General features: G+C 61.5%; 26 protein-coding genes. 4 read left to right on the top strand and 22 right to left on the bottom strand.

What is annotated here, in order from left to right:
- Window positions 1-4: 4 nt before the first annotated feature.
- Both H7F36_RS06960 and H7F36_RS06955 read left to right on the top strand, forming a co-directional pair.
- Window positions 5-700 (top strand): ParB-like protein, encoded by a 696-nt coding sequence (locus H7F36_RS06960; protein WP_261802516.1) that lies wholly within the window; start codon window positions 5-7, stop codon window positions 698-700.
- A complete protein-coding gene (locus H7F36_RS06955; protein ID WP_187054837.1) occupies window positions 700-2343 on the top strand; it encodes a SulP family inorganic anion transporter in 1644 nt (547 codons plus the stop codon). Before H7F36_RS06960 ends, H7F36_RS06955 begins: the two co-directional genes overlap by 1 nt.
- Here the strand turns inward: H7F36_RS06955 and ptsP are convergent.
- Genes ptsP through H7F36_RS06935 form a run of 4 tightly spaced genes read right to left on the bottom strand, consistent with a single transcriptional unit; the run spans window position 2340 to window position 5453 of the window.
- Window positions 2340-4136, bottom strand: coding sequence for a phosphoenolpyruvate--protein phosphotransferase (ptsP, locus tag H7F36_RS06950; RefSeq protein ID WP_187053990.1), 1797 nt, complete (start codon window positions 4134-4136; stop codon window positions 2340-2342). The two genes, H7F36_RS06955 and ptsP, sit on opposite strands and share 4 nt — an antisense overlap.
- 10 nt (window positions 4137-4146) lie before the next feature.
- On the bottom strand, window positions 4147-4416 hold the full coding sequence (locus H7F36_RS06945) for an HPr family phosphocarrier protein (RefSeq protein WP_187053989.1): 270 nt from the start codon (window positions 4414-4416) through the stop codon (window positions 4147-4149).
- The gene (locus H7F36_RS06940) at window positions 4385-4840 is read right to left on the bottom strand and encodes a PTS sugar transporter subunit IIA (protein WP_187053988.1); all 456 of its coding nucleotides are present in this window, start codon (window positions 4838-4840) and stop codon (window positions 4385-4387) included. Before H7F36_RS06940 ends, H7F36_RS06945 begins: the two co-directional genes overlap by 32 nt.
- Before the next feature lie 25 nt (window positions 4841-4865).
- Complete coding sequence (locus tag H7F36_RS06935; protein ID WP_187053987.1) at window positions 4866-5453, bottom strand: hypothetical protein; 588 nt, start codon at window positions 5451-5453, stop codon at window positions 4866-4868.
- Between the two features lie 146 nt (window positions 5454-5599).
- Between H7F36_RS06935 and H7F36_RS06930 the strand changes: the two genes are divergently transcribed.
- Together H7F36_RS06930 and H7F36_RS06925 are read left to right on the top strand one after the other, a co-directional pair.
- Window positions 5600-6097: a TlpA disulfide reductase family protein gene (locus H7F36_RS06930; RefSeq protein WP_187053986.1), complete on the top strand. Its 498-nt coding sequence runs from the start codon at window positions 5600-5602 to the stop codon at window positions 6095-6097.
- Window positions 6098-6168: 71 nt separating this feature from the next.
- Window positions 6169-6753 carry a GNAT family N-acetyltransferase gene (locus H7F36_RS06925; protein ID WP_187053985.1) on the top strand — a complete coding sequence of 195 codons (585 nt, stop codon included), beginning with the start codon at window positions 6169-6171 and terminating at the stop codon, window positions 6751-6753.
- Between the two features lie 75 nt (window positions 6754-6828).
- On the opposite strand, the gene H7F36_RS06920 is transcribed toward H7F36_RS06925, so the two are convergent.
- From H7F36_RS06920 to rpsL, 18 genes are all read right to left on the bottom strand, one after another.
- Window positions 6829-7335: a peroxiredoxin gene (locus H7F36_RS06920; protein WP_187053984.1), complete on the bottom strand. Its 507-nt coding sequence runs from the start codon at window positions 7333-7335 to the stop codon at window positions 6829-6831.
- A gap of 82 nt (window positions 7336-7417) precedes the next feature.
- Window positions 7418-7687 carry a 30S ribosomal protein S17 gene (rpsQ, locus tag H7F36_RS06915; RefSeq protein WP_187053983.1) on the bottom strand — a complete coding sequence of 90 codons (270 nt, stop codon included), beginning with the start codon at window positions 7685-7687 and terminating at the stop codon, window positions 7418-7420.
- A gap of 9 nt (window positions 7688-7696) precedes the next feature.
- Complete coding sequence (gene rpmC, locus H7F36_RS06910; RefSeq protein WP_187054836.1) at window positions 7697-7906, bottom strand: 50S ribosomal protein L29; 210 nt, start codon at window positions 7904-7906, stop codon at window positions 7697-7699.
- A 56-nt stretch (window positions 7907-7962) separates the two neighbouring features.
- A complete protein-coding gene (gene rplP, locus H7F36_RS06905; RefSeq protein ID WP_028250943.1) occupies window positions 7963-8379 on the bottom strand; it encodes a 50S ribosomal protein L16 in 417 nt (138 codons plus the stop codon).
- A gap of 55 nt (window positions 8380-8434) precedes the next feature.
- On the bottom strand, window positions 8435-9367 hold the full coding sequence (gene rpsC, locus H7F36_RS06900) for a 30S ribosomal protein S3 (RefSeq protein ID WP_187053982.1): 933 nt from the start codon (window positions 9365-9367) through the stop codon (window positions 8435-8437).
- Window positions 9368-9384: 17 nt separating this feature from the next.
- Window positions 9385-9717 carry a 50S ribosomal protein L22 gene (gene rplV, locus H7F36_RS06895; protein WP_187053981.1) on the bottom strand — a complete coding sequence of 111 codons (333 nt, stop codon included), beginning with the start codon at window positions 9715-9717 and terminating at the stop codon, window positions 9385-9387.
- A gap of 9 nt (window positions 9718-9726) precedes the next feature.
- Window positions 9727-10005, bottom strand: a complete 279-nt coding sequence (rpsS, locus tag H7F36_RS06890; RefSeq protein ID WP_007838132.1) for a 30S ribosomal protein S19 — start codon at window positions 10003-10005, stop codon at window positions 9727-9729.
- A 10-nt stretch (window positions 10006-10015) separates the two neighbouring features.
- A complete protein-coding gene (gene rplB / locus H7F36_RS06885) occupies window positions 10016-10840 on the bottom strand; it encodes a 50S ribosomal protein L2 (protein WP_187053980.1) in 825 nt (274 codons plus the stop codon).
- Between the two features lie 2 nt (window positions 10841-10842).
- Window positions 10843-11181 (bottom strand): 50S ribosomal protein L23, encoded by a 339-nt coding sequence (gene rplW, locus H7F36_RS06880; protein ID WP_187053979.1) that lies wholly within the window; start codon window positions 11179-11181, stop codon window positions 10843-10845.
- Window positions 11178-11798 carry a 50S ribosomal protein L4 gene (rplD, locus tag H7F36_RS06875; protein ID WP_187053978.1) on the bottom strand — a complete coding sequence of 207 codons (621 nt, stop codon included), beginning with the start codon at window positions 11796-11798 and terminating at the stop codon, window positions 11178-11180. Before rplD ends, rplW begins: the two co-directional genes overlap by 4 nt.
- On the bottom strand, window positions 11798-12475 hold the full coding sequence (rplC, locus tag H7F36_RS06870; protein WP_187054835.1) for a 50S ribosomal protein L3: 678 nt from the start codon (window positions 12473-12475) through the stop codon (window positions 11798-11800). The genes rplD and rplC overlap by 1 nt, the downstream gene beginning before the upstream one ends.
- 225 nt (window positions 12476-12700) lie before the next feature.
- On the bottom strand, window positions 12701-13237 hold the full coding sequence (locus tag H7F36_RS06865; protein ID WP_187053977.1) for a hypothetical protein: 537 nt from the start codon (window positions 13235-13237) through the stop codon (window positions 12701-12703).
- Window positions 13238-13247: 10 nt separating this feature from the next.
- A complete protein-coding gene (locus tag H7F36_RS06860; RefSeq protein WP_187053976.1) occupies window positions 13248-14885 on the bottom strand; it encodes a hypothetical protein in 1638 nt (545 codons plus the stop codon).
- 128 nt (window positions 14886-15013) lie between these two features.
- Window positions 15014-15328 (bottom strand): 30S ribosomal protein S10, encoded by a 315-nt coding sequence (gene rpsJ / locus H7F36_RS06855; RefSeq protein ID WP_028250951.1) that lies wholly within the window; start codon window positions 15326-15328, stop codon window positions 15014-15016.
- A gap of 24 nt (window positions 15329-15352) precedes the next feature.
- A complete protein-coding gene (gene tuf / locus H7F36_RS06850; protein ID WP_187053275.1) occupies window positions 15353-16543 on the bottom strand; it encodes an elongation factor Tu in 1191 nt (396 codons plus the stop codon).
- 121 nt (window positions 16544-16664) lie between these two features.
- A complete protein-coding gene (gene fusA, locus H7F36_RS06845) occupies window positions 16665-18764 on the bottom strand; it encodes an elongation factor G (protein ID WP_187053975.1) in 2100 nt (699 codons plus the stop codon).
- Window positions 18765-18847: 83 nt separating this feature from the next.
- Complete coding sequence (rpsG, locus tag H7F36_RS06840; RefSeq protein WP_068630557.1) at window positions 18848-19321, bottom strand: 30S ribosomal protein S7; 474 nt, start codon at window positions 19319-19321, stop codon at window positions 18848-18850.
- Between the two features lie 145 nt (window positions 19322-19466).
- A complete protein-coding gene (gene rpsL, locus H7F36_RS06835; RefSeq protein ID WP_013543948.1) occupies window positions 19467-19844 on the bottom strand; it encodes a 30S ribosomal protein S12 in 378 nt (125 codons plus the stop codon).
- Between the last annotated feature and the right edge of the window lie 53 nt (window positions 19845-19897).

Here is a 19897-nt window from a genome sequence, read left to right as displayed (position 1 = left end):
CACCATGACCATCAACATGTCCACACACCAACAACACCTCATCGCCGTCGCGCTTGCCGACCTGCACCCCACACAGATCACCGTCGGCGCTGCGGAAGTGGCAGTCAAGCGGGAGCAGTGGGCCGGCCTCAAGCGGAAGGCGCGCAAGCACACGCTCGCCGCGCACTGGTTCCCAGCGGTGAAGGGTCCCGAAGGGCGCTACTACATCGTCGACCACCACCATCTGGGCATGGCGCTGCACCAGGAAGATGTCGGCACCGTGTGGGTCATGCAACTGGACGACCTGTCGGCCATCCGTGGCGAGGCCTTTTGGCGTTTGATGGAATTCCATCGCTGGGCGCATCCGTACGACGCAAAAGGCAAGCGACAGGACTACGAGGCCATTCCGTCCCAAATCTCGAAGCTGCATGACGACCCCTATCGCAGCCTTGCGGGCTTCGTTCGGTCCGCCGGCGGCTATGCCAAGGATGCGGCGCCGTTTGCCGAATTTCTATGGGCCGACTTCTTCCGCCCGTTGATCCCCCGCCGGACGCTGGAAAAGTCCCGTACCCAGGCGCTGCCGGTCGAGGCACTGCAGCAGGCGGTCGCGCTGGCGCGGGGCCCGGGCGCGCGCTACCTGCCGGGCTGGACCGGCGTCAGCGCGAGCTTGTCGGCGGTCAGCAGCGGTCTGGGTGGCACTGCCCCGGTGTCGGCGGAGTGATCGCCCGGCGCGGCCTGCCGGCTGTCGCCGACCTGGTGGCAGGGCTTTCGATCGCAGGTCTGCTGCTGCCCGAGGCCGTGGCCTATTCCAGCATCGCGGGCCTTCCACCCCAGAGCGGCGTACTCGCGCTGTTCGCCGGCCTGCTGGTGTACGGCCTCCTCGGCAACAGCCGCTTTGCAATTGTTTCGGCAACCTCCTCGTCGGCCGCGGTGCTGCTGGCCGCGACCGGATCGCTCGCCGGCACGGATGCGGCCTTGCGCGTGGCGCTGGGTGCCGGCATCGTGCTGCTGACAGGCGTGTTCTTCATCATCGCGGGGCTGGCGCGGCTGGGCGCGGTGTCGAGCCTGATCGCCAAGCCGGTGCTGCGTGGCTTTGCCCTGGGGCTCGCGATCACCATCGTGGTCAAGCAGATGCCAAAGGTGCTCGGTGTGCATCCGATGCACACCGACTTTCTGCGCTTCGGCTGGGAGCTCCTGGCGGGCTGGTCGCACTGGAACTGGGCGGGTGGCGCCATGGCACTGGTGGCGCTGGCCCTGCTGCGCGGGCTGGGGCGCTGGCGTGCGGTACCCGCGGCACTGCTGGTGATCGCCATCGGCATTGCGCTCGATGTCGGCGGCTATTGCAAGGCCTGGAACGTGGCACCGGTCGGGACGTTCACGCTGGACTTTTCCAGCCCCGGGATGCCGCAGCTCGCGCGCGCCGACTGGCTGCGGCTGGGGGAGCTCGCTTTCGCGATGGCGTTGATCCTGTATGCCGAGTCGTACGGGTCGATTCGCACGTTCGCGCTGCGTCATGGCGACAACGTCTCGGCGAATCGCGATCTGTTTGCGCTCGGCGTCGCCAACATCGCATCCGCGCTGTTCCACGGCATGCCGGTAGGCGCGGGCTACTCGGCCACCTCGGCCAACGAATCGGCCGGCGCACAGAGCCGCGCCGCCGGGCTGGTGGCCGGCGCCGTGGTGCTGATCGCGGTCCTGACCCTGCTGCCATGGATCGCGCACACGCCCGAGCCACTGCTGGCTGCGATCGTGATCAACGCCGTCAGTCACTCGCTCAACCCGGCGGCGCTGCGCCCGCTCTTCGTCTGGCGCCGGGACCGGCTGATTGCCCTGGTGGCGGTGGCAGCGGTGCTGCTGCTCGGCGTGCTGGACGGCCTGCTGGCCGCGATCGGCCTCAGTCTGCTGATGCTCTTGCGCGGCATGTCGCGCGCCGGTGTCAGCTGGCTCGGCCGGCTGGACGGCGGGCACGACTATGTCGATACGGCGCGGCACCCCGAAGCCGTGGCAACGCCCGGCGTGCTCATCGCCCGACCCGATGTGCCGCTGTTTTTCGGCAACGCCGACGGCGTGTTCGCCACTCTTCGCACGCGCGTGGAAGCAACCACGACGTTGCGGCGCATTGTGCTCAGCCTGGAAGAGTCGCCCGATCTCGATGCGACCAGCATCGAGGCGCTGTGCGACTTCGCGCAATGGACGCGGCAGCGCGGTTCGCAGCTCGTGCTGGCGCGGGTCAAGGACACGGTGCGGGACTTGCTGGGACAAGTGAGGTCGGCCGATTTGCCTGCGGCAGCCTATGCGCCGTGGAGCGTGGACGACGCGATGCAGCTTCCGTTGCTGCCCCCGAAGAAATCCGACAGGTTCTAGATCGGCAACGTCATCGCCAGGGCCGGGTCGTCGGCCTCCAGCACGCGCTGCGCCCACGGCTCGAGCTTGCCGGCGTCGGCGCGCAACACCTCTTGCTTGACCGCGAGGATCTGCGACGGGTGCATCGAAAAACTGCGCAGGCCCAGGCCCAGCAGCAACCGGGTGAAAGTCACGTCGCCTGCCATTTCGCCGCAGACGCTGACGCCCTTGCCTTGCCGACGGCATTCCGCGATGGTGTCGGCGACGAGCTTGAGCACGGCCGGGTGCGCGGGGTCGTACAAGTGGGCGACGGCCTCGTCAGCGCGGTCGATGGCCAGCGTGTACTGGATCAGGTCGTTGGTGCCGATCGACAGAAAATCGAAGTGCTTCAGGAACAGCTTCAACGTGAGCGCCGCAGCGGGGATTTCGATCATCGCGCCGAGCTTCACCGCGCCGTACACCATGCCCTTGTTGTCGAGTTCGGCCCGCGCGAAATCGATCAACGACAAGGTCTGGCGAATCTCGCTCGCGTGCGCCAGCATTGGAATCAGCAGGTGGATTGCGCCATGCGCTGCCGCCCGCAGAATGGCGCGCAGCTGGGTCAGGAACATGGCGGGGTCGGCCAGGCTCCAGCGGATCGCGCGCAAACCGAGCGCCGGGTTCAGGTGCTCCTGCTTGCTGGCCTTGCTGTCTAGAGGCTTGTCGGCACCGATGTCGATGGTGCGGATCGTCACCGGCATTCCCTGCATGCCCTCGACCGCGCGCTTGTACGCCTGGTACTGCTCTTCTTCGTCGGGCAACCGGGTCTGGCGCTGCGACTCGCGGCCCATGAAGAGGAATTCGCTGCGAAACAGCCCGACGCCGACGGCGCCGGCCTTGACCGCACCGGCCGTGTCTTCGGGCATCTCGATGTTGGCGAGCAGATCGACACGCTGGCCGTCGAGCGTGACCGCCGGCTTGTGCCGCAGCCGTGCCAGTCGGCCGCGTTCCAGGTCGCCCTGGCGCTGCTTGAAACCATACTCAGCCAGGATGATCGGCGACGGGTCGACGATGACCACACCCGCATCGCCATCGATGATGACCCAGTCGTCCTGCCGCACCAGTTGGCTGGCGGTACGCGCGCCGACGACCGCCGGAATGTCCATGCTGCGCGCCACGATCGCTGTGTGCGAAGTGCGGCCGCCGACATCGGTGACGAAACCCGCGAACACGCTCTTCTTGAACTGCAGCATGTCGGCCGGCGACAGATCGTGCGCGATGAGCACCAGCGGCACGTCGATGGTGTCGTTGACAGTGAGATCGTCGTCTTCAGCCCCGGCGGGACGCTTGCGGCGCGGCGGCGTCGGTGCGAGCACCGCGGCGGTTCCCTTCATGCGATGCAGCATGCGTTCGACCACCTGCTCAAGGTCGGCCTTGCGCTCTCGCAGGTACTCGTCTTCCATCTCGTCGAACTGGCGCGCGATGACTTCGAGCTGCGTGGTCAGTGCCCATTCGGCGTTGTAGAGCCGCTCGGTGATCCAGTGCTTGACGCCGTTGGTGAGGGCCTCGTCTTGCAACAGCATCTGGTGCACTTCGAGCAACGCCACCAGTTCGTGCGGCGCGTCGTTAGGGCCCATCAGCGCGACGCTGGCTTGCAGCTTGGTGAGCTCTTCGGACACCGCGTTGCGCGCCGTACGCACCCGCTCGATCTCGGACTCGATCTCCGCCGGCTTGATGAAGTAGTGGGCCACGTCGATGCGGCTCGACACCACCAGCACCGCGCGCCCGATGGCAATGCCACGGGCAACCGGCAGACCGTGAACCGCGAAGGTCATGGCAAGGGTCTCACTCGCCTTCGCCGAACTTGTCGTTCATCAGCGCCACCAGCGCGTCCATCGCTTCCTGCTCGCGCTCGCCATCGGTTTCGAGATTGATCGACACGCCGATTCCGGCCGCCAGCATCATCACGCCCATGATGCTTTTGGCATTGACGCGGCGGTCGCCACGCGCGAGCCAGACCTCGCACGGATAGCTGCCGGCGAGCTTGGTGAGCTTGGCCGACGCGCGTGCGTGCAAGCCCAGCTTATTGCTGATGGTCACGGATGTCTTGATCACTTGGTTTTCTTCTCGCCTGGTTTTGGGGGGCCGACACTGCGACTTGCATCACGCCGGCGGTGCCGCCTGTGATTGCACGCTGAACCAGCGCATCGAGCGTTTCGTGCCGGTAGGTGACGGCGCGCAACAGCATCGGCAAATTGACGCCGGCCACGAGCCGCGATCGCACGCCGTCGACAAGCTTTTGCGCCACGTTGCACGGCGTCGCGCCGAACACATCTGCCAGCACGAGCACCTGCGAGCGCGGCGGATTCAACATCTGGGCCAGAGTGATGCGCCCAGCGGCAAGTGTTTCTTCCGGCGATACGTTGGGCAACACGTCGAGTGCAACGATGACGTTCTCGCAATCGGGAAACACATGCAGCGCGCACTGCCGCAGCGCCTGTGCGAGCGGGGAGTGGGCAATGATGAAAATACTGTTCATGGATGGAGGCGATGCAGGTCGACGATTATGCGGGGCTGCGACGTGCCGAGAGGCGCACGCCCTCGAAGAACGTGGCAGTCGCATCGGCGGCCGACGGCTTACCGAGAACCATGGCTTGATAGACCGTCACATGAGTCGCATCGACCGCATTTGTGAACCAGACGATTTCGGCACTCCCGGATTGCACTGAGGCCTTTCGGGCGGCTTCTTCCGCCGCCCGTGTGATGGTGAAGCGGGATGCCGATGCCTCCTCGGCGCCAGCGACCATGGCGACTGTTTCCGTGAGCTGCGCATCCGGCCACTGTGCGCGCGTCGAGGCCTTCCATGCGGCGAGCCACATTGCCGCCTGCGCGGCGCTGCCGGCTTCGGCTTGCGCAATCGCAAAAGTTGCATCGCCCGCCGGGCAGCCGGTCATGCTGATCGAAATGCGTTCGATGCCCGGCACTTCGAGGTTTCGCGTCGCACGGTCGGGCTTGCACGGGAGTAGCGCGAGGAGGTTGTCGGTCACGGTCACGTCGCGCCAGTTGAAAACAGGGCTGCAGCCGGGCAGGAGCAACAAAAACAGCAGGCCGGGGAACCATCGCCGAGCCGAACCAACAACATACATAGTCATTGAACCGAGCTTATCGTGCCAAATCGAGCAGACGGCCGCCGTCGATGTGCCGCGGGAGCTTCTGGCGACCCGGCTGCGCGGGCATCGCGAGCAGGTTTTCGCGTCTCGGAACTAAAATCCTACTGTCCTTCTTCCTCGGGTTACCCATGAAAAAAGTCGTCTACGCCGCCGCGGTGGCTGTTGCCTTGGCCGTCGGCGCGGGTGCTTACCTGAACACGGGGACCGAAGCAGCGCCTGCATCTACGTTTGTTCTGCTCGACGGCAGCAAGCAAAGCACGGCTGATTTCAAAGGCAAGGTCACTCTGGTCAATTTTTGGGCGACGAGCTGCGTAACCTGCGTCGCCGAAATGCCGAAGGTGATCGCGACCTACGAGAAATACAAGGCGCAGGGATATGACACCGTGGCGGTGGCCATGAGCTACGACCCGCCGGCCTACGTCGTGAACTATGCCGAGACGCGTAAGTTGCCGTTCAAGGTGGCCATCGACAACACCGGCGCTGTCGCCAGAGCATGGGGCGACATCGCGCTCACGCCGACGACTTTCGTCGTGAACAAACGTGGTGAGGTCGTCAAGCGCTACGTCGGCGAGCCTGACTTCGCAGCGCTGCATAAGCTGATCGAGAAGTTGCTTGCTGACGCGTGACTCGCCAATCTGTCAGTCTTGCCAATAGGCATATTTTTTCGCCCGATGACCGCGCCTCTCCGGCTCAGCGCATGAGCTTTTCGGTATCTCGCCCGTTGCCGCTGACCGACACGCCAGCGGTCGTGCTGGTCACGCCCGACGGGGCGCTGGAATTCGATGCTGCACGGTCCCTGTTTCGCGAATATGCAGCGGCACTCGGTATCGATCTTCGCTTCCAGAATTTTGATGAAGAGCTGGTCGCGCTTCCGGGGGATTACGCGGAGCCCCGGGGTGCGTTGTTGCTGGCTCTGGTCGACGTCAACCCATCACACCCGAGGCCGCAAACGCCGACTCTGCAGCGCGCAAATGGCATGCGCGCGCATGTGGCGGGGTGCTGCGCGCTGCGGCCGCTTGATTCGACCGATTACGCCAACGCGGCGGAGATGAAACGATTGTTCGTGCGACCAGGCTTTCGCGGACTGGGGCTAGGCCGACAGTTGGCCGAAGCGATGCTCGACGCCGCACGCAGTGCCGGCTACGGATGCGTGCTGCTCGACACGCTAGACGACATGGAGTCAGCGCGCGCGCTCTACGAAGAGCTCGGATTTGTCGAGGTGCCGCCCTACTATCACAATCCGATTGCAGGAGCGCACTACCTCAAAGCCGATCTTTATTGATCGAATTTCGGGTTTGGATCGGATGTCGAGCCGGCTGCCATGGCAGCGAAAGTGGCCGCTCGACGTGATTCTGGGTCAGCCGCGGGCTTGCGCCAACAGCGTGCCGGCATCACTCACCTCGAACTTGCCGGGTGCTTCGACGTTGAGCGTTGCGACTTTCCCGTCTTTGATGAGCGCCGAATAGCGATTGCTGCGCACGCCCATGCCCCGGCCTGTGAGGTCGAGCGTCAGTCCTGTGGCCTTGGCAAAGTCGCCACTTCCGTCTGCCAGCATGCGCACCTTCGTTCCGGTGCTCTGGTCACGCGCCCAAGCACCCATCACGAATGCGTCGTTGACGCTCACGCACCAGATCTCATCGACACCGGCGGCCTTGAAGTCGGCGGCATGTGCGACGTAGCCCGGCACGTGCTTCGCCGAGCAGGTTGGGGTGAACGCACCCGGCAGCGCGAACAGCGCAATCGTCTTGCCAGCGGTGGCCTTGGCAACCTCGACCGGATTCGGTCCAATGCTGCAGCCCTCGCCCTCCACTTCGGAGAATTCCATCAGGGTGGTCGCGGGAAGGGTGTCACCGACTTTGATCATGCAAGCTACTCCAGAAAATGAAAACGGCCCACATTGTGGGCCGTTTCTGATTGCGCCGTAGCGCGTGCCATCGAAGTCGGAGTCAGATTGCCGCAGCCTTCTCGACCAACCGGGTCACGACCCAGTTCTTGGTCTTCGAAATCGGCCGGCTTTCGGTGATTTCGATGGTATCGCCCAACTTGTACTGGCCGGTTTCGTCGTGTGCGTGGTACTTGCTGGTCTTGGCAACAATCTTGCCGTAGAGCTCGTGCTTCACGCGGCGCTCGACCAGCACCGTCACTGTCTTCTCACGCTTGTCGCTGACCACCTTGCCGATCAAGGTGCGCTTGAGGGATTTTTTAACTTCCGTCATGTTCACTCCTTACTTCGCGGCTGATGTTTCTTGCTGCTTTTGCGCAAGGATGGTTTTGGCACGCGCAATATCGCGACGTGTTACGCGCAGCGTCGACAAGTTCGTCAGCTGCTGTGTGGCTTTTTGCATGCGCAGACCGAAATGGGCCTTTTGCAAATCCTTGACTTCGGTCTTCAGGCCCGCGACATCCTTGTCGCGCAGCGTAGCGGCCTTCGACACCTTGACCGGCTTGGCCGCGGCGTCTTTCTTTTTACGTGTTGCCATCAGTGTTCTCCTCAGGCGCCGAGTTGGCGAGCGACGAAGGTCGTGCGCAGCGGCAGCTTGGCGGCAGCCAGGCGGAACGCTTCACGTGCGAGTTCTTCGGGAACACCGACGATCTCGTAGATCACCTTGCCGGGCTGAATTTCAGCGACGTAGTACTCGGGGTTGCCCTTACCGTTACCCATCCGCACTTCTGCGGGCTTGTGGGAGATCGGCTTGTCAGGGAACACACGAATCCAGATACGGCCGCCGCGCTTCACATGACGTGAAATAGCGCGACGGGCGGCTTCGATCTGGCGGGCCGTCAGGCGGCCGCGGTCGATCGACTTCAGACCGAAATCACCGAACGAGACAGCGTTGCCGCGTGTCGCGATGCCGGTGTTGCGGCCCTTTTGTTCCTTGCGGAACTTTCTGCGTGCAGGTTGCAGCATGTTTTCTTACTCCGTGAGGACTGCCCCAGACGCCTTCGCGTCCAGGAAAGACCGATTACTCGGTCTTGGCACCGTCAGCTGCTGCAGCTGGCGCGGCTTTGCGGACGCGCTTAACGGCGGGTTTCGAGTCTGCACCCGGTGCTGCGGGAGCACCACCGGTCGCTTCCGCGGGCTTGTCGCTTCCGTCGGCCGGTGCGGTGTTTCCACCGATCGGGCCGCGGGCACCGGCGCGCGGGCCGGAGCTGGGACCACGACGATCGGCACCCGGACGGTCACCACCCGGGCGGCCATCGCGACGCGGACCACGCGGACGACGTTCGTCGTCCGGGCGTGGAGTCTCAACGGCTGGCAGGTCGTTACGACCCAGCGTGTCGCCCTTATAGACCCAGACCTTTACGCCGATGACGCCGTACGTGGTCTTGGCTTCCGAGGTGCCGTAGTCGATGTCGGCGCGCAAGGTATGAAGCGGCACGCGACCTTCGCGGTACCACTCGCAACGTGCGATTTCGATGCCGTTGAGGCGACCAGACGACATGATCTTGATGCCCTGGGCACCGAGACGCATCGCGTTCTGCATCGCACGCTTCATCGCGCGGCGGAACATGATCCGCTTCTCGAGCTGTTGAGTGATGCTGTCGGCGATCAGCTTGGCATCGATTTCGGGCTTGCGCACTTCTTCGATGTTCACTGCGACCGGGACGCCAAGTTGGCGACTCAGTTCGCGCTTCAAGTTCTCGATGTCTTCGCCCTTCTTGCCGATCACTACGCCCGGACGAGCCGAGTAGATGGTGATGCGTGCATTTTTGGCGGGACGCTCGATCATCACGCGCGAAACGGATGCGTTCTTGAGCTTCTTTTTCAGGTACTCGCGCACCTTGATGTCTTCAGCCAGCATGCCGGCGAAATCTTTGTTGCTGGCGTACCAGCGGCTGGACCAGTTCCGGGTGACCGCAAGGCGGAAACCGGTGGGGTGAATCTTCTGTCCCATAGTTCTTCCAGGCCTTCTTAATTGCCAACCGTCACGTACACATGGCACGTGGGCTTGCTGATGCGGTTACCGCGACCCTTGGCCCGCGCCGTGAAGCGCTTGAGCGTGGCGCCCTGTTCAACGTAGATGGTCGTGATTCGCAACTCATCGATGTCGGCACCGTCGTTGTGCTCGGCGTTGGCAATCGCCGACTCGAGCACTTTCTTGATGATCACAGCGGCCTTTTTCTGCGTGAACTGCAGAACGTTGAGCGCTTGATCAACCTTCTTGCCGCGGATCAGGTCAGCAACCAGACGGCCCTTGTCGACCGAGAGGCGGACGCCGCGGAGGACTGCACGTGTTTCAGACATGGTCGTTCCTTATTTCTTCTGGACTTTTTTGTCCGCGGGGTGCCCCTTGAACGTGCGGGTAAGCGCAAATTCTCCAAGCTTGTGACCGACCATCTGGTCAGTGATGTACACGGGTACGTGCTGCTTGCCGTTGTGCACGGCAATGGTCAGACCGATGAACTCGGGCAGAACCATAGAGCGACGCGACCAGGTCTTGATCGGCTTTTTGTCCTTGGTCGTCACCGCCTTGTCGGCCTTGGCCACCAGGTGATGGTCGACGAACGGACCTTTTTTGAGTGAGCGAGTCATTTGCTAACCCTTACTTCTTGCGACGCGACACGATGAAGACTTGCGTGCGCTTGTTGTTACGGGTGCGATAGCCCTTGGTCAGATTGCCCCATGGGTCGACTGGATGACGGCCTTCGCCTGTCTTACCTTCGCCACCACCGTGCGGATGGTCGACCGGGTTCATGACCACACCGCGAACGGTCGGACGGATACCCATGTGACGCTTCGCACCGGCCTTGCCGAGACGGCGCAGGCTGTGTTCTTCGTTGGCGACTTCACCGATGGTTGCGCGGCATTCGACGTGCACGCGGCGGACTTCGCCGGAGCGCATGCGCACCTGGGCGTAGACACCTTCACGTGCCAGCAGCGTTGCCGACGTACCAGCCGAACGCGCGATTTGCGCACCCTTGCCTGGCTGCAATTCGATGCAGTGGATCGTCGATCCGACCGGAATGTTCCGAATCGGCAGCGTGTTGCCAGCGCGGATCGGTGCTTCGGCACCGCTCAGCAAGGTTGCGCCGGCTTCGAGACCGCGCGGGGCGATGATGTAACGGCGCTCGCCATCGGCGTAGCACACCAGCGCGATGTGGGCGGTGCGGTTCGGGTCGTACTCGATGCGTTCGACCTTGGCCGGGATGCCGTCCTTGTTGCGCACGAAGTCCACCACACGGTAGTGATGCTTGTGGCCACCACCCTTGTGACGGGTGGTGATGTGACCGTTGTTGTTCCGGCCGGCCTTCTGGAATTGCGGCTCCAGCAGCGCAGCGTGAGGAGCACCCTTGAACAGGTGATCCCTTGAAATCTTCACCGCGCCGCGTTGGCCCGGCGAAGTGGGTTTCATCTTGATGACGGCCATGATTAAGCGCCTTCCCCGACGAGGTTGAGCTCTTGCCCAGCCTTCAGTGTCACGTAAGCCTTGCGAATGTTGTCGCGACGACCCATCGACTTACCGAAGCGCTTGGCCTTGCCCTTGGTGTTGAGCACCGAGACACCCTGGACTTCGACCTTGAACATGAGTTCAACAGCGGCCTTGATTTCGGGCTTGGTGGCGTCCTGCAGCACCTTGAAAGTGACTGCGTTCGACTTCTCGCCGACCATCGTTGCCTTTTCAGACACGATCGGTGCGACCAGCACAGCCATAAGACGGCCTTCGGCGAACTGGCCTCGGAAGGCCGGCGTAGGATTCATGCGGCTCATGCGAACATCTCCTTGAGCTTTTCGACGGCGCCCTTGGTGACGAGCACCTTCTTGTAGTGCACCAACGACACCGGATCGGCGTAACGTGGCTCAACGACGAGCACGTTGACCAGGTTGCGCGATGCGAGGTACAGGTTTTCGTCGACTTCTTCAGCGATCACCAGCACCGACTGGAGGTTCATTGCCTTGAAGCGCGCAGCCAGCGGCTGGGTCTTTGGCGAATCGACAGTGATCGAATCGATCACAGCCAGACGACCTTCACGCGCAAGCTGCGAGAAGATGGACGCCATGCCGGCGCGATACATCTTCTTATTGATCTTTTGCGAGAAGTTTTCATCGGGCATGTTCGGGAAGATCCGGCCGCCGCCGCGCCACAACGGCGAGGAAGTCATACCGGCGCGGGCGCGGCCCGTTCCCTTTTGCTTGAATGGCTTCTTGGTCGAATGCTTGACTTGCTCGCGGTCCTTCTGGGCGCGCGTGCCTTGGCGAGCATTGGCCTGGAATGCGACGACGATCTGGTGAACCAGGTCTTCGTTGTAGTCACGACCAAAAACGGTCTCAGGCGCGTCGAATTTCGAGGAGGCCTGGCCTTGTTCGTTCAGGAGTTCGAGTTGCATTACTTCGCTCCTTCAGCTTGCGGCTTGGTCTTGATGGCGTGACGAACGGTGACGAAGCCACCCTTCGAACCCGGGATCGCACCCCTGATAAGAAGCAGCTGGCGCGCTTCGTCGATGCGATAGACATCGAGATTTTGCGTCGTGCAGGTGACGTCGCCGAGGTGGCCCGTCATGCGCTTGCCTGGAAAAACACGACCCGGATCTTGCGCCATGCCGATGGAGCCCGGAACGTTGTGCGAGCGGCTGTTGCCGTGCGACGCACGTTGCGACTTCATGTTGTGACGCTTGATGGTGCCAGCGAAGCCCTTGCCGATGGACGTGCCCTGCACATCCACCTTTTGACCCACAGCGAACACGCTGCTGGCGGCAATGACGCCGCCCGCTTTGTGCTGACCGGCCGTATCGGCAGTTACACGGAATTCCTGGATGATTTCACCCGCTTCGACACCGGCCTTGGCCAAGTGCCCAGCCAGGGGCTTCGTCACGCGTGATGCCTTGCGGGACCCGAAAGTCACCTGAAGCGCGACGTATCCGTCGGTCTCTTCGGACTTGATCTGGGTCACACGGTTGTTGGACACATCCACCACCGTGACGGGAACTGCATCCCCGTCATCAGTGAAGAGACGCATCATCCCCACCTTGCGGCCCAGCAACCCGAGGGAGTTACTTAGACTCATTTTGTTTTCTCCAAAAATGGAAATCCTCTTTCGCCTCTGCCACTTCAATTGGCGACAGCGTTTGGCCTAATCTGGAAACCCAGACTCGACCCACGAAAGAAGGTTGATAAATCTCTGCAGCGACGATGCATGCCGGAGGCGGCACGCACAAATGCGGCAGAGCCTGCGATTATAGCCTGCTGATGCTGTTAGCGCAATGTCGCGCGACGTCAAGCAACCGGCGACTCAGCGCACGGGCATCGAGATGATTTTTTCGCCAGCCGACGACGGCTTGGCTTCACCCATGGCGTCGAGCTTTGGCTTTCCGCTGCCTGCTGCGATGGGGATCGATATTGCGCTGGTAGCGCCGTTTTGGGTTGTGAAGACGTTCAGGTAGAGCAATCCGTCTGCCTCGGGCACGACCTGGATGTCGAGTTCACTGGACCCCATCGGCAAAGGCACCAATGCTTGCGACGCGAGCATTTTTAACCCTGCATCGGAAGTAAAGCGTACGTTCGCGGCTGCGTCGGTCACTGCACTGAAAGTCAGGCTTACCGTAGCCGGAAGTCCTGCGCTTGCGAGCGGAGCGACCTTGTACCGAACAACCACCTTGGAACTATTCGACTTCTGTACGGCTGTGACATACCCAGCCGAGGAAATCGGCTGCCCTGGAATGGCGATCAACCCCGTGAGCGCTGCAGCGCACGACATTGAGGTTAGAGCCGCCGCGCAAGCGCCAAAGGCTCGCGCAGCAAGGTGATCAAATCTGAAAAGGTTTGTCATGACGCGATCCTCAATTGGCCGAAACCGTGAAGCATGTCGACGACGCCTTGTTTTGATAGTCAGTGACTGCCAGTACGTACTCGCCGGGTGTGAGCGCAACGCTTGCACTTTCGGAACCTGGTGCGACGGCTTCGGCCTTCGCAACGACGCCGCTCGCGTTATAGACACGAAAGTCGGGATCGGTTGCGGGTCCGCCACCTGTCACGGAGATCTGGTACGCCTTAGCCACCAGCACGCTGAGACGCACATATGCGTAGTTACCGAGTTTGTTGTCGCCGACCGCCGAACCCAACGCGTTCGACACACAGACGTTCGGCAATGCCGCACCGGCCGTCAGCGTGCGATACATCGGGAGGGCGACGGCAGAACCGCCGCGGTTACTTTCAATCGAGCCCCAGGCGTCGGAGTTCGAATCGATGGATTCGGACGTCAGCAGAGGAGCAAGGCTGGTACTTGCCGAATTTGAAACCGTCTTGAGTGCTGCGTTGAATGAATGGACGGAGGTCAACGCTGCGCTTGCTTTGAGCGGCCCGGCCATCGCCGCATGAATGGGCTTGAAACCCGCAACCTGATTGAGCGTCCAAAGCACGTACTGGATCGAGTCTTCGTTGAACCATCCCTTCGCCACGACAGCGCCGACTGCCAAATTAGCATTCAGACCGATGCTCTGTCCTGGGCCGGCAGAGTCGGTGTAGTTCGCGCGATTCAACGCAATGCCTGACCATGCATTGCCCCAGCCTTCAGAGAAGGCGACTCGCCGGTCGAGCAAGTCATTCGACCCATGCTCGCCGCCCGGTGAATCATCTCTGCTGAAAACCGACTGATAGTAATGACCCCATTCATGTGCAATCACCGACGCGTCGTACTCGTCTGTGTCGACGTCCGCCTTGCCGAGCACATAGATAGCCGCACCGGTAGTAGACGCTGTAAAGAACGTGGTGCCGATTTGCCCCAGCGCAGGGTTGCCAGAGGCAGGCAGGTTGTTGACGCTCCAAAGAACCTTCAGAGGCGGAAAAGCTGTCGATGGCGCGACCGACAGCACCTTTTGCTGCGTCATATAAATCGTGTCCAAAATCGCAAAGGGAGCCGCCGCGCGCAACGTTCCGTACGAGGTGCCGCTCCAGCCCGATGGTGCGTTGACATCTTTTTGCATGGCCGCGCCCGCGGCAACCACCAAGCCCGACTCCAGCGCGTACACGCCCTCGCCTTGGGTGTTGTCTCGCACCGTGACATCCCAAGACGACGCCCCGGTGTTCAGCAAGGCCGCGCGCACGCGCACGAAGAACGTCGAGCCTTGCGGGACGGAAGCGGCGTAGTTGCCCGAAGCGTCTGTCGTGGTCGTAGCCAATACGGCTTGTGTTGTGCTCACCAATTGGACCGTCGCGCCTCGAACGGGCTTTTGAATCGTGGCGGCGTAAGCCAGCGATCCGGCGGTGTTGGGCACGGAGTCGAAAGTGACAAGGCCGTTGACCAGCACGGCCGCTGTGACAGGCGCAGGGGCGGGCGGAGCTGCAGGGGATTCCGGCGTAGATGCAACGGGAAGAAAGGCAAATCCGCCTCCTCCGCCCCCGCCTCCTCCGCCGCACGCGTCAACCAATAGTGCAGCGGCAAACCACCCCGAGAGCAATAGACGTTTGACGTTGTTCATGACCTTAACGAGAACGGCATCGCACGCCGGATCGGCGCCGTGCGAAGCATGCCACGGCTGATATCGAGAATGCAAAAAACCCGCCGACATCGCTGCCGGCGGGTTTTTATTTCAGCGTTGCCGTGATTTTATTGCAACTTGATTTCGACGTCGACGCCAGCCGGCAGGTCGAGCTTCATGAGCGCGTCAACCGTCTTGTCGGTCGGGTCGACGATGTCCATCAGACGCTGATGCGTGCGAATCTCAAACTGGTCGCGCGACGTCTTGTTGACGTGCGGCGAGCGCAGGATGTCGAAACGCTTCATGCGCGTCGGCAAAGGCACAGGGCCCTTGACGATGGCGCCTGTACGCTTCGCGGTATCGACAATTTCAGCGGCCGACTGGTCGATGAGTTTGTAATCGAACGCCTTCAGGCGAATGCGGATCTTTTGCTTGGTTGCCATGATGTGTGTCCTTAGCCGTATGAATTAAGCGAGGACCTTGGCCACGACGCCAGAGCCGACGGTCTTGCCACCTTCGCGGATGGCGAAGCGCAGGCCTTCTTCCATGGCGATCGGGTTGATCAACTTCACGGTGATGCTCACGTTGTCGCCAGGCATGACCATTTCCTTGCCTTCTGGCAACTCGATCGCACCGGTCACGTCCGTCGTGCGGAAGTAGAACTGCGGGCGGTAGTTGTTGAAGAACGGCGTGTGACGGCCGCCTTCGTCCTTGGACAGGACATAGACTTCGGCGGTGAAGTGGGTGTGCGGCTTGATGGAGCCGGGCTTGCAGAGCACCTGGCCGCGCTGGACGTCTTCGCGCTTGGTGCCGCGCAGGAGCACGCCGACGTTGTCGCCAGCCTGGCCTTGGTCGAGCAGTTTCCTGAACATTTCCACGCCGGTGCAGGTGGTCTTCTGGGTTGGCGAGATGCCGACGATCTCGATTTCTTCGCCGACCTTGATGACACCGCGCTCGACAGCGCCGGTGACGACGGTGCCGCGGCCAGAGATGGAGAACACGTCTTCCACCGGCATCAGGAAGGCACCGTCGATGGCGCGTTCCGGCTGGGGGATGTAGGTGTCCAGGGCGTCGGCCAGCTTCATGATGGCTTCTTCACCCAGGGGACCCTTGTCGCCTTCGAGGGCGAGCTTGGCGGAGCCGTGAATGATGGGGGTGGCGTCGCCTGGGAAATCGTATTTGTCCAGGAGTTCGCGTACTTCCATTTCGACGAGTTCGAGCAGCTCGGCGTCGTCGACCATGTCGCACTTGTTCAGGAAGACGATGATGTAGCCGACACCGACCTGGCGGGCCAGGAGGATGTGCTCGCGGGTCTGGGGCATGGGGCCGTCAGCAGCGGAGCAGACCAGGATCGCACCGTCCATTTGCGCGGCACCGGTGATCATGTTCTTCACATAGTCAGCGTGGCCGGGGCAGTCGACGTGGGCGTAGTGGCGGTTGGCCGTTTCGTATTCGACGTGGGCGGTGTTGATGGTGATGCCGCGGGCCTTTTCTTCAGGCGCCGCGTCGATCTGGTCGTACGCCTTGGCTTCGCCGCCAAATTTAGCGGACAGCACGGTGGCCAGGGCCGCCGTCAACGTGGTCTTGCCGTGGTCGACGTGACCGATGGTGCCCACGTTCACGTGGGGCTTGGTACGGGCGAATTTTCCTTTTGCCATTTTTCAATCCTTGAAAGAGCAGGCCCGTGTGAGGTTTAACGTCTGCACCATGTTGCTGAATCTCTCGCCACGGGCAACGAGAGGCACACAGTCGCAGACAAATCGATGAATTACCTGGAGATCACTTGGCGCGGGCAGCGACGATTGCTTCGGCCACATTGCGTGGAGCTTCAGCGTAGTGCTTGAACTCCATCGTGTATGTGGCGCGGCCTTGCGACATCGAACGCAGCGTCGTCGAGTAGCCGAACATTTCCGACAAAGGCACTTCGGCCTTGATCGTCTTCCCGCCACCCATCATGTCTTCCATGCCTTGAACCATACCGCGACGCGATGACAGATCACCCATCACGTTGCCGGCGTAGTCTTCAGGCGTTTCGACTTCCACGGCCATCATCGGCTCGAGAATGACCGGCTGGGCCTTGCGGGCGCCTTCCTTGAAACCGAAGATCGCGGCCATCTTGAATGCCATTTCGTTCGAGTCCACATCATGGTAGGAGCCGAAGTGCAGCGTGACCTTGACGTCGACGACCGGATAGCCGGCCAGCACGCCTTGGGTCAGCGCTTCGACAACACCTTTTTCCACTGCGGGAATGTATTCGCGCGGCACGACACCGCCCTTGATCGCATCGACGAATTCGAAGCCCTTGCCCGCTTCTTGCGGCTCGATCTTGAGCACGACATGCCCGTATTGACCCTTGCCGCCGGACTGGCGCACGAACTTCCCTTCGGCGTCTTCGACAGTCTTGCGGATCGTCTCGCGGTAAGCAACTTGCGGCTTGCCGACGTTAGCTTCCACGCCGAATTCGCGACGCATGCGGTCAACGATGATTTCCAGGTGCAACTCGCCCATGCCGGCAATGATCGTCTGACCCGATTCTTCGTCCGTCTTTACACGGAACGAAGGGTCTTCCTGAGCCAGGCGCTGCAGGGCGATACCCATCTTTTCCTGGTCCACCTTGGTCTTCGGCTCGACGGCCTGCGAGATCACGGATTCCGGAAAGATCATGCGCTCGAGCGTCAGGATCGCATTCGGATCGCACAGGGTTTCGCCCGTGGTCACTTCCTTGAGGCCGATGCACGCCGCAATGTCGCCGGCGCGAATTTCGCTCACTTCCACGCGGTTGTTGGCGTGCATCTGCACGATCCGGCCAATGCGCTCCTTCTTGCCCCGAATCGGGTTGTAAACGCTGTCACCCTTGGTCAGCACGCCCGAATAAACGCGCACGAAGGTCAGCTGGCCCACGAATGGATCCGTCATGAGCTTGAATGCGAGCGCCGAGAACTTTTCGCTGTCGTCGGCTTTGCGCGTTGTCGGCACTTCGTCTTCGTCCATGCCCTTGACCGGGGGAATGTCGGTCGGTGCAGGCATGTATTCGACGACGGCGTCGAGCATTGCTTGGACGCCCTTGTTCTTGAACGCGGAGCCGCACAGCATCGGCTGGATCTCGCCCGCGATCGTGCGCTGGCGAATGCCGGCCTTGATTTCGACTTCGGTCAATTCCTCGCCTTCGAGGTACTTGTTCATCAGCTCTTCGCTCGACTCGGCAGCCGCTTCGACGAGCTTTTCGCGGTATTCCTTACAGACTTCAGCGAGGTTTTCAGGAATCTCGCTGTACGTGAACGTCACGCCCTTGTCGTCATCCCAGATGATGGCCTTCATTTTGACGAGGTCGACGATGCCCTGGAAGCGCTCTTCGGCACCGATGGGGATCTGGATCACGACCGGGTTGGCCTTCAGTCGGTCGACCATCATCTGGCGCACGCGGAGAAAGTCGGCACCGGTGCGGTCCATCTTGTTGACGAACGCAAGGCGCGGAACTTTGTACTTGTTGGCTTGACGCCAGACAGTTTCCGACTGGGGTTGCACGCCGCCGACCGCGTCGTACACCATGACAGCACCGTCAAGCACGCGCATCGAGCGCTCGACTTCGATCGTGAAGTCGACGTGACCGGGGGTGTCGATGATGTTGATGCGGTGTTCTTCGAAAGTACCCGCCATGCCCTTCCAGAAGCAGGTGGTGGCAGCCGAGGTGATCGTGATGCCGCGCTCTTGCTCCTGCTCCATCCAGTCCATCGTCGCAGCGCCGTCGTGCACTTCGCCGATCTTGTGGTTGACGCCCGTGTAGAACAGGATGCGCTCGGTCGTGGTGGTTTTGCCAGCGTCGATGTGCGCAGAGATACCGATATTGCGGTAGCGCTCGATGGGGGTCTTGCGTGCCATGAAAAATTACTCCGTTAACGGATGAAAGCCCGCCCACCAAGCGGTGGGTCGGGCTTCCAGCCAGTCTGATTTGAGGGGACCGTTTAGAAGCGGAAGTGGCTGAAAGCCTTGTTGGCTTCGGCCATGCGGTGCACTTCGTCGCGCTTCTTCATCGCGCCGCCACGGCCTTCCGTGGCTTCCATGAGTTCGTTGGCCAAACGGAGGGCCATCGACTTTTCGCCGCGCTTGCGTGCGGCTTCCTTGATCCAGCGCATCGACAGCGCCAGACGACGGACCGGGCGAACTTCGACCGGCACCTGGTAGTTCGCACCGCCCACGCGCCGCGACTTCACTTCAACCATCGGCTTCACGTTGTTGATGGCCATGGTGAAAGCTTCGACCGGATCTTTGCCCGGGTTCTTCTTTTCAATTTGCTCGAGTGCACCATAAATGATGCGCTCGGCGATCGCTTTTTTGCCGCCTTCCATGATCACGTTCATGAATTTGGACAGCTCGACATTGCCGAACTTTGGGTCCGGCAGGATTTCACGTTTGGGGACTTCGCGACGACGTGGCATGTTACTAACCTCTTTGCTTCAGTTGGCACCGTTTCCAGCGCCGCGAGAGCCAACAATAACTCTCACTTACTCGACCCAGAATCGGGCCACTTCGTTCGATGCGCCCGCCAAGGCACGTCGAACACCGTTTTTTATCGCAGAAGGCTTAAGCCTTCTTGGGGCGCTTAGCGCCGTACTTGGAACGCGACTGCTTGCGGTCTTTCACGCCTTGCAAGTCGAGCGAACCGCGCACGATGTGATAACGCACGCCCGGCAAGTCTTTGACACGACCGCCGCGAACCAGCACGACACTGTGTTCCTGCAGGTTGTGGCCTTCGCCGCCGATGTAAGAGATGACCTCGAAACCATTCGTCAGGCGCACTTTGGCAACCTTACGCAATGCCGAGTTCGGCTTTTTGGGGGTCGTGGTGTAGACCCGGGTGCAGACACCGCGACGTTGCGGCGAGTTCTGCATAGCAGGGCTTTTCGAATTGATCTTTTCGACCGTTCGACCCTGACGCACCAGTTGATTGATGGTTGGCATGAATGAATTAGTCCCAAAACGGCATCCCCGGCGAATTCCTCGTCGTGACGCGA

It is taken from the genome of Variovorax sp. PAMC28562 (genome assembly GCF_014303735.1).
Lineage (GTDB): Bacteria > Pseudomonadota > Gammaproteobacteria > Burkholderiales > Burkholderiaceae_C > Variovorax.
This window is presented reverse-complemented; position numbering and strand designations above follow the sequence as displayed.